Genomic DNA, 13,249 nt, shown 5'->3' with positions numbered 1-13,249 from the left:
GAGCACTTTTTCTACTCACCGCGACTTATAGACGTGCTCGCACTTTCTTGTCAGTTCTGGGGCTTTTTCGGGTCTCGCCGTCAGCCAGGACAGGTGCCCGCCTCTCCGCGGAATGCCGGTGATCACCGGGCCGGCGGGGCGGCGGACGGGTACGGGAAGCCGTCGGGCACCAGGATGTCGTCCGGAGTGAGGTCGTGGATGGATGAGTGGCCGAACGCGAGCAGGGTGGAGTCGATCCCGCCCCGCAGGATGTCCAGGACGTTCTCCACCCCGGCCTGCCCGGCAGCGGCCAGCCCCCACAGGTATGCACGGCCGATCATGACCGCCCGAGCGCCGAGCGCCAGTGCCTTCACCACGTCGCCGCCACGGCGGATGCCGCCGTCCATCAGCACCTCGACGTCCTCGCCGACCGCCTCGACCACTGCACGTAGCGCCCGGATCGGGGCGGGGGTGCTGTCGAGGTTGTTGCCGCCGTGGTTGGACACCGAAATCGCGCTCGCCCCGACATCCACGGCACGCCGGGCGTCGTCGACCCGGCTGATGCCCTTGAGCATGAACGGCCCGTCCCACTGCTGGCGCAGCCAGGCGATGTCGTCCCAGCTGGGTGGGGGTGTCTGCAGCCAGGTGCCGTAGGCGCCGAAGAACGTGGGGGCGGGCTCACCCGGCTCGGCCAGATTCGGCGCGGTGAGGTCGGGGAGCCGGCCGGCGCGCAGGTGGGCCGCCAGCCAGCGGGGCCGTGCGAGCCCCTGCGGTGCCAGCCTTGCCATGGCCCTGAGGCCGAGCCGCTCGGGGATCCAGGGGCTTCCCCAGTCCCGGCTGTGCGAGAACGACCAGTCCAGGGTGACGATCAGGCCGACCGCGCCGGCATCCCGGGCGTGCTCGAGGCGCCGCACCATCCAGTCCCTGGTGCCCATCCAGTACGTCTGGTAAAAGACCTGCGGGTTCGCGGCGATGACCTGCTCGATCGGCTTGCTCGCGAACGAGCTCAGGCCCATGGCGGTGCCGCGGGCCGCCGCCGCCCGGGCGACGGCCACCTCCCCGTCGGGATGGACGGCCTGCACCCCGGTGGGGGAGATGACGACCGGCAGTGCCAGCGGCTGGCCCAGGACGGTTGTGCTCAGGTCACGCTTCTCCTTCAGCCCCGCCACGTGCGGGGCGAAGCCGAGCTCGTCGAAGGCGGCGGTGTTGTCCCGGTATGACACTCCCGCCTCCGAGCCGGCGAGCAGTGCGCTGTAGACCGACGACGGCAGCCGGCGGCGCGCGCGCCGCTGTGCTTCGGCGACCGATTCAAACCATGTCTTGTCCATACGTCACCTCTCGACGGCCTGCCGGACCGCTCGTGGTTGTCGGGTCGCAGAGATCAGCCCCACGGGGAGACCCGGCAGCGGCACTGCCGTCTCAGGAGAAGCGGCGTACCGCCACCGGCCCCCGGTCCGGGACGTCAGGAGGTGACGACTCCGGTAAAGGTCCGCGAAGGTCGGAGTTACGCCCGGGTCGTGATATCGGGGCGTCCCAGATTAATGACGATGTTGTCCGGATGGCGCGCTGTCAGCCAGACCAGCTCGTCGACGTCGGAGGCGTTTCCCTCGATGTGCGGCAGGCTCGGCGGAACGAAGATGAAGTCGCCTTCCTCCAGATCCACCCGCTCCCGGTAGTCCTCACCGAAGAGTATGTAGGCGCGGCCCTTGAGGACGTAGCCAGCCGTCTCGGCCCTGCCGTGGTGGTGGGCCTCCGACGCGTAGCCGGCCGGGGTGTGCACCTTTCCCAGCCAGACTCCGGTCGCGTCGCTGTTCTCCTTGCTCACCCCGGATCGGCGCAGCGCGCCCTCGGTTTGGGCCGTGAGCTCACCGAGGTCCGCCGATCGAATGACCTTCAGCTGTTGTTTCGCGACATGGAGAGCCACACCGACTCACCCACCCTTCTTGATTGTCCGAACGAAGAATCGTAGGCGGACGTTTGTTAGCGTATAATGGCAAACGACTGCCGCGTGGAGCCGAAAGACGCGTCGACAACAGCCGGGGAGAGCAGATGCAGAACCGACCACGAGATGGAGCGCGAACTCGCGCCGAGATCAGGGCCGCAGCGGTCGCACTTTTTTTCCAGCATGGCTATGAATCGACGTCACAGCGGATGCTCGCCGACCGGGCCGGTATCAAGGCCGGGAGTCTGTACAACCACATCGGCAGCAAGGACGAGCTGCTCGCCGACATCATGACGTCGATAATGGATCGACTTATCAGCTCCTCGCGGGAGGCACTTGAGAACGCGGGCCCCGATCCGGTCAGACAACTCGGCGCACTCATCGACAACCACCTGCGTTTTCATGCGAAAAACGCGAAGGAGACCTTAATCGGCAACTCCGAGCTGCGTTCGCTTTCCCCCGACCAGCGGCAGCTCATTCTGGGCCGCCGCAGGGAGTACGAGTTCCTGCTGAGAGGGGCCATCGAGACCGCGGCGCAGTTCGCGCGGCTGCCTCTTCTCGACTCTCGACTGCAGACAGGCCCCGGTCTACCCGCGGGTCCTGGACGACTTGGTGCCCGAGGCCTGTCACGTCGACGCGGCCCGGGAGAACAACCGGATCGAAGCCGATCATGGCCGGCTCAAAGCCCGACTCCAGCCGATGCGCGGCCTGAAACGGCTCCCCTGCGGTTCGCCCTGTCGTACCGGGACGCGGAGGAGCTGCTTGCCGAACGCGGCATCGAGGTCGATCACGTCACCGTCTACCGGTGGGTGCAACAGTCCTGCGAACTACACTTTTTATATGGCAAAGCTGAACGGTCTGCGACTTGGTCTGTACACCTCGACGCATGCCCCGATCATGACAGGCCAGGCATCCAGACAGTCAGACCTCGCCCGTGCAACAGAGCCTGCCGGGGCGGGTGTGCGGTAGACGACCAGGATGCAGTCGCGGTCGTCCATGTGGGCGGGCCAGGTGGCGGTACATCGCCGGGCAAGGGATACCGAAGGCGCCGGTGATCTCATCGATGGTGTTCTCGGCCCGGTAGCCGTTTCATCGGCAGATTAGTAGGGAACGGCAGTACTGGCGGCAATGTGCGGAACCGTGTATATCCGACAGTGCCCGCCGGTCCGGCGGGCCAATGAACGAAGTGCGAAATGGGCAAAGAGGACCCACAGGGCGGCGCCAGAGTCTTCCCGGAGCCTCGCGATACCTGGCGGGCCGAGGCAGACCCCGGGCATGGTGCGCGTGGGATGGCTCAGGTTTTCGCCTCTGGCGGCGAGGTGGGCCAACTGATGTCGGCCATGGACTGGTCCGCCACGCCGCTCGGACCGCTGCGCAGCTGGTGCACCGAGCTGCGGATGGCAGTGAGTATCTGCCTTGAGTCCCGTTTTCCGATGCAGGTCCTATGGGGGTCAGACCTCATTCTTATCCAAAATGATGGGCTTGCTCAACATATAGGGGATAAATACCCAGAATGCATCGGTCGACCCTTTCGCGAGGTCTTTCCTGAAGTCATGCCCAGCGTCGGGCCGCTACTCAATCAGGTGATGTCCGGCGGTGGGGCCACCTGGTCGCAGGATATGTCGGTCCTGCTCGACCGGCACGGGTATCTTGAGGAGTGCTATTTCACCTTCTCCTTCAGCCCCATTCGGAGAATCCCGACCGCCGAAGTATTGGGGGTACTCACGGCATCACACGAAACGACACGGCACGTGGTGGGCCTGCGGCGACTCTCCTGCCTGCGCGAGATCGCGGGTGTCACCGTCCACGCACAAACCTCCGGGGAAGTGTTCACGAACGCGGTCGGCGCGCTGAGCCATACCTCGGCGGACGTCCCGTACTGTGTGATCCTCCTACGGGATCCTGGCACCCCTCGGCCGGTGCTGCGGCCCGTGGCGACGGCCGGACTGGCCACGGTGCCGGACGTGTTCTCCCGCCCGGGCACGCTCGCCCCCGACGGCCTTCTGCCCGAGTTCGGGGACTCGCTGATCTCCGGCCGGATGCTGATCTCCAGACGGCTCCTCGACCGGCTCGAGCTCCAGCCCATCACCGACGTCCCGTCCGCGAACCGCGCGCTCGTCGTCCCCCTCACCGCAGGAGGAGACGATCCGCCCATCGGGCTCCTCGTGGCCGGGATCAGCGATCGGCTCCCTCTGGACGGTGACTACCGCACCTTCCTCACGTTGGCCGCCACCCAGATCTCCAGCGCCGCGTCGACGGCCCACAGCACCGCCGAGGCCCGCCATCAGTCTCTGCACGACACACTGACCGGACTACCGAACAGGGCCGCGCTGTTCGATCACCTCGGACAGGCCATCGTCGAAGCCCAGGAACACGCACAGCGCCTCGGTTTCCTCTTCGTCGACCTCGACGGATTCAAGACCGTGAACGACTCGCTAGGTCATCAGGCCGGCGATGATCTGCTGTGCGCCGTCGCGAATCGGATCCGCCGGGCCGTCCGTCCCGGCGACTTCGTCGCCAGGCTCGCCGGTGACGAGTTCGCCGTCCTCTGCCAAAACATCACCTCCACAGACGAGATCGAGGCGGTCGCCGACCGAGTTCTCGTGGCTGTCTCGACATTCAGCTCCCACGGGACACAGGCGAGGATTGTGACCGCAAGTATCGGTATCGCCCTGTCCGGTCCCACGACCTCCACTCCCGACGAGCTCGTACGCGCCGCGGACGTCGCCATGTACACAGCCAAACGGCAGGGCCGAGACCGCCACCAGCTCTTCGACGGCGCCACGCTCTAGGAAAAAACATGGTGACCTGCGATGGGAACTCGGCACGCACCGTCAGGAGGCCTGGCCGTCTGGTTCGGGTGCTGATGGTGGTGTGGCGGTGACCTGGTAGCCGAGCGAGGTGAGCTGGCCGATCAGCCGGTGGGCGTGGCGGGCGGGGTCCCGGCGGCGGGTGAAGTAGTCGACTCTGACACCAGGATCCGAAGACACACTCTGATCTGTCACGCTCTGATATTGATATTGAAAGATCGTCGCTAATGTTCTTTTCGCCTTCAAGGCCCTCCCCGCCTCGGACTGACGGCGGTCAACCAGCAATGCACCTGCAGCGGCCGCTCGACGAACGACTCACACAAGCGTTGTCGGGGTGCAGTAGACGCCCGACCAGATGAGGGACCCATGACACTGTTCGCGTTGATCCACGGGGGCGCGAAAGATCTATGAGTGTCTTTGATGGTAACTGGTGCAACGTTCCTCATTATGGTTGTAGATCGTCTGTGCCGGCGGGATGCTGGAAGGGAGGCGATCTTTCATGCCGAAGTTGTTGTATGCCCGCCCTCCCGCGAACGCGGAGGAGGAATGGAGGACCCGGAAGCTGGCCGGATCGCGGCACGCTCCCGGTGACTGGACCATGCGGGCGAAGATGATCGTTGCCAGCTGGGACGGCGAACGCACCAGCACCATCGCCGCCCAGCTGGGCTGCCACATGCAGACCGTGCGCGAACACCTGGCCCGGTTCAACGCCGAGGGCCTCGACGGGCTGGGGGACCGGACTGGAGCCGGCCGCAAACGGCGCATCACCGAACGCCAGCGGGGTCGCCTCATCGCCCTGGCCCGCGCCAACCTCCCGGGCGGGTGCACAGACGGTGACCTATTGGCCCTCGTGCCGGACGGGTGGCCGCAGCGGGCAAGGACTTGGCCGAATGCGCGAAGACAGCCACGCGCCGAGCCCAGATCATCGGAATCGACGGGGAACGGTGGCAGGCGCGTGCTGGGACAGGAATGGATCGAATGACGTGCTGCCCTCGGAGCTGTTCCGGGAGAGTGTCTGTGTCACCCACTGTTCTAGTCGGTCGCGCCGAGGAATTTCCTCGGTCTGGTGCCGGTCGGCATGTGTTGTTCGAGACCGACTTCCCGCACACGACCCGCCTGTTCGGGAACATTCAGGAGACCATATCGGCCGGGCTCGGGCATGTCGAGGCGGGGCGGGGCGGAAGATTCTGTGGGAGATCACGGTACGGCTGTACCGGATCAGTGAACCGCCGGCATCGTGGCGGGTAATCGCGGGAGCGGCCAGAGCGGGAGGCGACGACGATCTGCTCGACATCGCGCCGGCCCCGGGGAGGTCACGTTCTAGGATGGCCGTTCCGGCGATGGATCTGCTGGACGAAAGGACGATGATGAGCGAGGACCAGAAGGCAGTATTAGCCGAGCTCCGGGCGCGGACGATGTGGCAGATGCTCGTCGCGTCGGCGGAGCGGGTCCCGAACCGCGCCGCGCTTGTCGCGGCTGACGACGGTGGGAACGTGCAACGGCTGACCTATGCCACGTTGGTCGAGCGGGCGCGGGCGTTGTCCGCCGGCCTGGCGAGTATCGGCGTCCGGCGCGGGGACCGGGTCGTGCTGTGGCTGACGAACACGCCGGAGTGGGTCGTCTCGCACTTCGCCTGCATGCGGATCGGCGCGGTGACGGTACCTGTCAACACTTTCCTGAAGCCGGCCGAGGTCTCCTACGTCATTACCCAGTCCGGTGCCCGTCACGTGATCCTGCTCGACGGCTTCCGGGCTCTGCGGATGCCCGCGATGCTCGCGGAGATCTGCCCGGAGTTCGCGACCGCGGACCTGCCCGGGCACCTGCTCAGCGCCGGGATCCCGGACCTGCGCAACGTGGTGATTTTCCACCGCGGTGGCGGTCGGCACGGCGGGGCCTTTGACCTCGGTGCGCTGGAGGCGCTGGGCCGTGACCCGAGTGCCGCGGATGCCCGGGGGCTTGCCGATCGCCTGGAGCGGCAGGTATTGGGCAGCGACCTGGCGATGGTGAAGTACACGTCCGGCAGCACCGGGTTCCCGAAGGGGGTGATGCTCGAACAAGGCGGCATCGTCGCCAATGCGACGTTGCACTCCCGCCGGATCGGGATCGGCGGCTCGGACGTGTTCTTCAGCATGATGCCGTTCTTCCATGGCGGCGGCAGCATCTGGGGCCTCATGACGATGCTGGTGAACGGCGGCACGCTCGTGTTCACCGAGGCGTTCAACGCCCGCCTCGGCGCGGAGCTGATCGAGTCCGAGCGGGCCACTGTGATGTTCGGGGTGATTCCTGCGGAGGTCGTGCAGGCGGCGATCGAGGACGGGCGCGATCTGTCGTCGCTGCGGATCGCGGCTGTGCCGAACGAGGATGCCCGTCGGGTGATGCCCAATGTCACGTTCACGTTCGTCCCGTTCGGTCTTACGGAGACGTACGGGCCGGCGTCGGTGACGGCTCCGGATGATCCGCCCGACAAGCAGCGCACGACGGGGGGCCGTCCCCTACCGGGTAACGAGGTCCGCGTCGTCGACCCTGTGACCGGCCTCGACGTCCCACCTGGGGCGGTCGGTGAGGCGTGGGTGCGCGGCAACGCCATGCGGGGCTACTGGAACAAGCCCGAGGAGACCGCCCGGGCCCTCGACGCCGACGGCTGGCTGCACAGCGAGGACCTCGTCTCCATGGACGCCGACGGCTACATCACCTATGCGGGTCGGTTGAAGCTGATGCTGAAGGTCGGCGGTGAGAACGTCTCGGTGGAGGAGGTCGAGAAGGTCGTCGCCAGCCACGAGGCCGTCGAGTACTGCGGTGCCGTCGGCGTGCCCGACCGGCGCAAGGGCGAGGTGGTGCGGGCCTACGTCGTCGTGCGCCGCGGCCACCATCTCGACGCCGACGCCCTGCGCTCGTGGCTCGAGACCCGGCTCGCGCGGTTCAAGATGCCCAGGGACATCGTGTTCCTCGACGAGCTTCCGCGGTTGGCGAACGGGAAGCTCGACCGGGTCGGCCTGGCCGAGCGCGCAAAAGAAGAGGTGACGGTGTGACCGGTGCGACCGACCTCGCCGATGTGACCGAGGACGCCGTCTTCGCCGCGTTCCCCGCGGTGCTGATCGACCGGGACAACATCGAGCACTACCGGGGCCTACTGGCGCGAAAGCTACTGATCAATCGTTGCTCGGCCTGCGGCTACTGGGTGTACCCACACCGCCCGCTGTGCCCGAAGTGCTGGTCGTGGGACATCGTGCCCACCGAGGTGAGCGGCGAGGGCTCCGTGTTCCTCTGCACGCTGATCCACCAGGAGCGGGATCCGAACGCCGCACTGTCGGAGCCGGTGCCGGCCGCCGCCGTGGAGCTCGTCGAACAGCCGGGGTTGCGTTATCTGGCGCCGATCGTGAACTGCCCGCTCGAGGCGATCCGGCTCGACATGCCGGTGCGCCTGACGTGGGTGGATCGCGACGGGCTGGCGTGGCCGGCGTTCGAGCCGGCGGGCCCGATCGAGGACAGGAGATAGCAATGGCACGCAACCCGTTGAAGGACAGCCTGGCCGTGGTGGGTGTCGGGTCGACGCCCTACGGCCGTGACCTGAAGCGCACCGAACTGTCCCTCGCCCTCGAGGCGGCCGTCGGCGCCATCGAGGACGCCGGCATCGACCGGCAGGAGATCGACGGTGTCTGCGGCACGGGCATGGACCCGCTGTCCATGGGCGGAGCCGGGTTCCTGACGCTGCAGGGCGCGCTCGGGATCGAGAAGACCACCTGGCAGAAGAACGGGTGGCTCGGGTCGTGCTTCGTCTATGCGGCCGAAGCGGTGTTCTCCGGCCTGTGCGACGCGGTCCTGGTGGTACAGGCCTACACCCGCAGACCCGAGATGTCGCGGTCCGCCGCGAACGACCCGTTCCGCCTCCGGGCGGCGCAACTGCGCGCGGCGAGCCACGCGCCCATAGGCCGGGACGACTTCGCTCGCCGCTGGCTGCACTCCGGTGAGCCGTATGCCGCCTGGATGGCGCGCTACCTGCATGACTACAGAGCGACGAAGGACGTCTTCGCCCGCATTGCCGTGAACAACCGCACCCACGCGACGAAGAACCCCAACGCAGCCATGCGAACCCCGATCACGATGGAGGACTACCACGCCTCTCGCGTGATCTGGGAGCCCATGCAGATGCTCGACATGGACGTGCCCGTCGACTGCGCGGAGGCGCTGATCATCACGACGGCCGAGCGGGCGAGGGATCTGCGCCACAAGCCTGTGTACGTCCACGCCATGTCGCTGGGCGGTTCACGGGTCGGGGAGTACTACGACAACAGCCTGGGTTGGACCGAGAACGCTCTGTGGACCTCCCTGGCCGGCCTGTGGGAGCGCAGCGACCTGACCGTCAACGACCTCGACCTCTTCTTCCCCTACGACGGCTACACCATCGACACCGTGGGGTGCATCGAGGCAGCCGGGTTCTGCAAGCCGGGCGAGGCCGGCGACCTGCTCGCATCGTCGTGGGACGCGGAGGCGCACATCCTTCGCCTCGGCGGGCACACACTCGTCACGACCAACGGGGGTGGGCTGTCGCAGGGACGGGCGGGGGGTTTCAACTTCTACACCGAGGCGGTGCGACAGCTGCGGGGCACCGAGGGTGAACGTCAGGTTCCCGGTGCCAGGACGGCGCTGCTCTGCCCCGGCGCCAGCTTCTTCCACGATCCCGCGTCGGTCATGTTGCGCACAGACTGAGCGGAGTAGTCGAGCGAGCGGAGTGGTCCCGCGAGGAACGAGCGGGGCCGCGAAGCGAGTGAGCGACGGAGCACAGCAGGGAAACGGAGCACAGCGATGGAGACCCGCACGCTCGTCAGCTTCGACATCGACGGCACCCTGAAGACGGGCGACCCGGCCGGGCCGCTCCGACTGGCCTTCGTGCGGTGGGCCCAGGCACAGGGCTACGTGATCGGTAGCTGCTCCGACCGCACCCTCGGCGAGCAGCCGGTGATGTGGGAGCGCGCCGGGATCGTCCCCGACTTCGTCAGCCGCAAGCACGAGCTCGCGGGGGTCCGAGCGGCCTTCGGCTGCCGGCGGTTCGTGCACATCGGCGACACCCACGTCGACAGGCACTTCGCCGAACGGGCCGACTTCGAGTTCATCTTCGTGCTCGACCTCGCTCGTCGGCTCGCCGGCTCCTCGGCCCGCCGGGGGTCTCGCCCTCCGGCAGCCCGAGGGCCGGCCACGCGAACCGCACGACGTGCGCCCTCGCCGCCGCCCGCTGCTGGAAGTGGGCCTCGTGCCGATCCGCGGCGGCGCTGACGAGGGCGTACAGGCTGTTCGCGTCGGCCTCCGGGGTCGGTGAGCGCAGAAGACCTGCCTCGTGGCCCGCGCGCAGTGCGCCGACGAGCGGCTGGCAGAAGATCCGTCGCATGTCCTGTAGCACGTCGGCCAGCGGGTAGGAGCCGCGAACGGCGGGGGACGAGAACAGCGCCACGCGGGCGGCCCGCCGGGGCTCGTAGAAGACGTCGAGGAATCGCTCCAGCCAGGCCTCGATCGCGGCGACCGGATCGGAGGCCGCGGCCACGGCGCGCTCCAGCGAACGCGCCACCGCCGCGGCGTCGCGTTCGAGGAGGGCCAGCAGCAAGGCCTCCTTCGACTCGAAGTGGCGGTAGAACGACCGGGTCGACAGCCCGGCGTCGGCGAGGATCTCGCCGACGGACGTCTGGACGTAGCCGTTGAGCGCCATGAGCCGCATCGCCGCGTCCATGATCATGCCCCGTTCCGTGTCGGCGTCGAAACGGCGGGGCCGCCCAACCCGTGGTGTCGTCGCGGGGGTCGGCTCGGTCACAGCTCCCTCCAGGGTCACCTGTCACTCTAATTTGAAAACGAGTCTTGCATATTGACGAGTTGTCTCCCTAGGCTGGGAACGACCCTGAAGAGGTTCTGATGACATCTCGGATCCAGGACGGCTCGCCATGAACACACTGGGCGCACACCCGGCATCCGCCACGCCGGCCCGCCGACCGGGCTCGGTGCGACGGACCACCACCCACGACTCCCTACGGCCGGACGGGCTGCTTGGACCGGTCACCGTCGTGGCGCGGGGGCGCGATCTGCGCACCGCGCTCGACGGCGCAAGCACCATCCTCGGCACGGCGCGCCTCGATCTCCAGGTGGACCACCCGGAGCGGCTCGTCCGCCGGATCACCGGCGACCCGTCCCATCCGGGTCTGGCGGCGCTCGTCGGTATGGCGGCGTCCGCCGGCTTCCGGAAGGCCGTCGATGACGCCATGCCTGGCGAGCGAGTGTCGCGCTCCGTGCGGTTCCAGCTCCTCGACGACCTGCCGACGGCTCTGCTCGTGGGCGGCTACGCGGTGCAGGTCGGCGGTGCGGTCCGGTCTCGTCCGAAGCTCACGCTGCAGCACCCGGACCTGTGCGCCGGGTGGGTGGCGGGAGGCACGCTCGTGTCGGGGTTCGCCGGGACAGGGATGCCACCCACCCACACCGGTCCCGAGGCGCCCTCCGTCGAGTCCACCGACGACCCGCTCGGCTGGCACGCGTTCGACTCGCTCCCGCCGCACGGGATGCGCCGACGTCGCCGGCTCGACGTGTGGAAGGACGGCGAGGTCGCCCTGGTGGAGTGCTTCTTCCGCGACAGCCACATGGACGGCGACGGCGTCGAGACGATCGTGCACGAGTACACGGTCCACGCCACATTCGACCCCTCGACGCGGCAGTTCCTGTCGGGTGAGGCCGACATCGGCGCCCTCCCGTGGCCGGAGTGCCCCAACGCGGCGGCGAGCGCCGCCCGCCTGGCAGGCGCGCCGGCCGAGGGCCTGCGTGGCTGGGTGCGCGACACCTTCGTCGGCCCGTCCACCTGCACACACCTCAACGACACCCTGCGCTCACTCGAGGACGTGAGTGCCCTGGTGGAACGAGTGGACGAGGGGAGAAGCCGACCGTCCGATGACCACCACGAACCGTACGGCAACCGGTAGGTGTCGACGACGAGGTTGCGACCCGTCGTCGACGAGAAGGAGGTAGGAACCGTGGCAAAGATCTGGGCCAACTCGGGTGACTCACACCTTGTCGAGCCGGACGATCTTTTCGAAAAGAGCTTGCCCGGGTCCCTCGCGGCGCGGATGCCGCGCAGCGTCAAGGACTCCGACGGCGGCTGGGAGACGATCCACGTTGACGGGCAGGAGTTCCGGCGCCGCCTGCCCCGGCCGGGCCGGCAGCTCACCGACGAGAACGGCCACACCGTTCCCGAGCGGGCGCCCGGCGCCAACGACAAGGAGATGCGCCTGCTCGACCTGGACTCCGAAGGCATCTGGGCCGAGCTCATCTATCCCTCGCTGGGGATGTGGACCTCGTCAATCCGTGACCCGGAGCTGCTCGCCGCGGGCGCCCAGGCGATCAACGACTGGGCGATCGAGTACCAGCGGTTCTCGCCCCGCTACATCTGCGCGGCGACGATCCCCTTCCTCACCGTCTCCACCGCCATGGCCGAGGTCGAGCGGGCCGCCGGGCTCGGCTACCACGCCGCGTCCCTGCCGGTCACGCCACTCGTCGACGGGGACGACTGGCATCGTGAGTCGTGGGAGCCGCTGTGGGCCGCCCTCGCGGAGACGGGTCTCGTGATCGCGTTCCACATCGGCAGCGAGCCCCACGACGCGTCCACCCGCAACGGCGTCTACTACCGCGGCCCCGGCGGCGCGCTCCTGAACTACCTGGAGACGACCTACGGCGGCCAGCGGGCGGTGGCCAAACTGATCGCCGGCGGCGTGTTCGACCGGCACCCGTCCCTGCGCGCAATCGTGTCCGAGGGCGGAGCGACCTGGGGGCCGTTCATCGCCGACCGGCTCGACGAGGCGTACCGGCAGCACGCGTCGGCCGTCAGTCCCCGCCTGCGACGGCTCCCCAGCGAGTACCTGTACGAGAACGTCTACGCCTCCTTCCAACACGACCGCTCGGCCGTCGCCGCGGTGACGGCCATGGGCTGGCGCAACGTGTGCTGGGGCAGCGACTACCCGCACATCGAAGGCACCTTCGGCCACACCCAGAAGACACTCCAGGAGCTCGTCGGCGACCTCGACCCCGCCACCCGGCACCGCATCACCCAGGGCGCCTTCCAGGAGCTGTTCCCTCACGTGCCGCCCGCTCCGGACGGCGGGTCATCGCTTGACCCCCTGTTCGATGCAGCGGCGAGGTGACGCCGCCCAGCGGGAAACCCAGGCGATCGGCGGTCGATCGTGGTCACTTATCATTTCCAGCGCACCCGCGCGAAACTCGATTGGCGAGTCCCTGGTCGTGGCCACCCAACAGGTCGCGGGTGGAGCCAAGGGGATGCGCTGCCCGGGTTGATGAGCACGGCCAACCGGAAGGATGAGCCACGCGCATGAACCGAAGGTGCAGGGAAAGTCGCACGTTATCCCAAAGCGGCTGGTGTGGGAGGCGTGACTGAAAGTCAAGGGCAATGGGGGAGCGGCCGGCCCGGTGGGGTGACGGTAGCGCAGTTCGAGGCCAACCTGTGGGGCTCCAGAACCCGGATTTGGGCGGTGACCTG

At 67.9% G+C, this 13,249-nt stretch carries 11 protein-coding genes and 3 pseudogenes; 10 read left to right on the top strand and 4 right to left on the bottom strand.

Translation table 11 applies throughout. The features are described 5' to 3' along the window. Positions 1 to 122: 122 nt before the first annotated feature. Both mftD and AC559T_RS27990 read right to left on the bottom strand, forming a co-directional pair. Complete coding sequence (mftD, locus tag AC559T_RS27995; protein ID WP_498870613.1) at positions 123 to 1,307, bottom strand: pre-mycofactocin synthase MftD; 1,185 nt, start codon at positions 1,305 to 1,307, stop codon at positions 123 to 125. 176 nt (positions 1,308 to 1,483) lie between these two features. Further along, positions 1,484 to 1,903, bottom strand: coding sequence for a cupin domain-containing protein (locus AC559T_RS27990; RefSeq protein WP_498870612.1), 420 nt, complete (start codon positions 1,901 to 1,903; stop codon positions 1,484 to 1,486). 125 nt (positions 1,904 to 2,028) lie between these two features. On the opposite strand from AC559T_RS27990, the pseudogene AC559T_RS27985 reads away from it, so the two are divergent. The 4 genes and pseudogenes from AC559T_RS27985 to AC559T_RS27970 all read left to right on the top strand — a co-directional run. Next, positions 2,029 to 2,409 (top strand): annotated as a pseudogene (locus tag AC559T_RS27985) (TetR/AcrR family transcriptional regulator); the annotation flags it as partial. Between the two features lie 88 nt (positions 2,410 to 2,497). Next, a pseudogene (locus tag AC559T_RS27980) lies at positions 2,498 to 2,641 on the top strand (DDE-type integrase/transposase/recombinase); the annotation flags it as partial. A 2-nt stretch (positions 2,642 to 2,643) separates the two neighbouring features. Beyond that, a pseudogene (locus tag AC559T_RS27975) lies at positions 2,644 to 2,740 on the top strand (IS6 family transposase); the annotation flags it as partial. A 470-nt stretch (positions 2,741 to 3,210) separates the two neighbouring features. Next, on the top strand, positions 3,211 to 4,713 hold the full coding sequence (locus tag AC559T_RS27970) for a sensor domain-containing diguanylate cyclase (protein WP_112107513.1): 1,503 nt from the start codon (positions 3,211 to 3,213) through the stop codon (positions 4,711 to 4,713). 42 nt (positions 4,714 to 4,755) lie between these two features. Here the strand turns inward: AC559T_RS27970 and AC559T_RS27965 are convergent, their stop codons facing one another. After that, positions 4,756 to 4,926, bottom strand: coding sequence for a hypothetical protein (locus AC559T_RS27965; protein WP_498870611.1), 171 nt, complete (start codon positions 4,924 to 4,926; stop codon positions 4,756 to 4,758). A gap of 403 nt (positions 4,927 to 5,329) precedes the next feature. Between AC559T_RS27965 and AC559T_RS27960 the strand changes: the two genes are divergently transcribed. From AC559T_RS27960 to AC559T_RS27945, 4 genes are all read left to right on the top strand, one after another. Continuing rightward, complete coding sequence (locus AC559T_RS27960) at positions 5,330 to 5,713, top strand: helix-turn-helix domain-containing protein (RefSeq protein ID WP_498870610.1); 384 nt, start codon at positions 5,330 to 5,332, stop codon at positions 5,711 to 5,713. A 358-nt stretch (positions 5,714 to 6,071) separates the two neighbouring features. Next, positions 6,072 to 7,760: a class I adenylate-forming enzyme family protein gene (locus AC559T_RS27955; RefSeq protein WP_498870609.1), complete on the top strand. Its 1,689-nt coding sequence runs from the start codon at positions 6,072 to 6,074 to the stop codon at positions 7,758 to 7,760. Continuing rightward, the gene (locus tag AC559T_RS27950; protein WP_112107514.1) at positions 7,757 to 8,227 is read left to right on the top strand and encodes a Zn-ribbon domain-containing OB-fold protein; all 471 of its coding nucleotides are present in this window, start codon (positions 7,757 to 7,759) and stop codon (positions 8,225 to 8,227) included. Before AC559T_RS27955 ends, AC559T_RS27950 begins: the two co-directional genes overlap by 4 nt. 2 nt (positions 8,228 to 8,229) lie before the next feature. Next, complete coding sequence (locus AC559T_RS27945) at positions 8,230 to 9,438, top strand: thiolase family protein (RefSeq protein ID WP_498870608.1); 1,209 nt, start codon at positions 8,230 to 8,232, stop codon at positions 9,436 to 9,438. Between the two features lie 400 nt (positions 9,439 to 9,838). Here the strand turns inward: AC559T_RS27945 and AC559T_RS27940 are convergent, their stop codons facing one another. Then, on the bottom strand, positions 9,839 to 10,531 hold the full coding sequence (locus AC559T_RS27940; RefSeq protein ID WP_498870607.1) for a TetR/AcrR family transcriptional regulator: 693 nt from the start codon (positions 10,529 to 10,531) through the stop codon (positions 9,839 to 9,841). 127 nt (positions 10,532 to 10,658) lie between these two features. Between AC559T_RS27940 and AC559T_RS27935 the strand changes: the two genes are divergently transcribed. Next, positions 10,659 to 11,681: a DUF2889 domain-containing protein gene (locus AC559T_RS27935; RefSeq protein WP_112107518.1), complete on the top strand. Its 1,023-nt coding sequence runs from the start codon at positions 10,659 to 10,661 to the stop codon at positions 11,679 to 11,681. 51 nt (positions 11,682 to 11,732) lie between these two features. Next, entirely contained in the window at positions 11,733 to 12,896 is a 1,164-nt protein-coding gene (locus AC559T_RS27930) for an amidohydrolase family protein (protein WP_498870606.1), read from the top strand. Positions 12,897 to 13,249 lie beyond the last annotated feature (353 nt).

The sequence above is a fragment of the Frankia sp. Hr75.2 genome, from assembly GCF_949319125.1.
Taxonomy (GTDB): Bacteria; Actinomycetota; Actinomycetes; order Frankiales; family Frankiaceae; genus Parafrankia; species Parafrankia soli.
The sequence above is the reverse complement of the archived record's forward strand: the minus strand, read 5'-3'. Positions and strand labels throughout refer to the sequence as shown.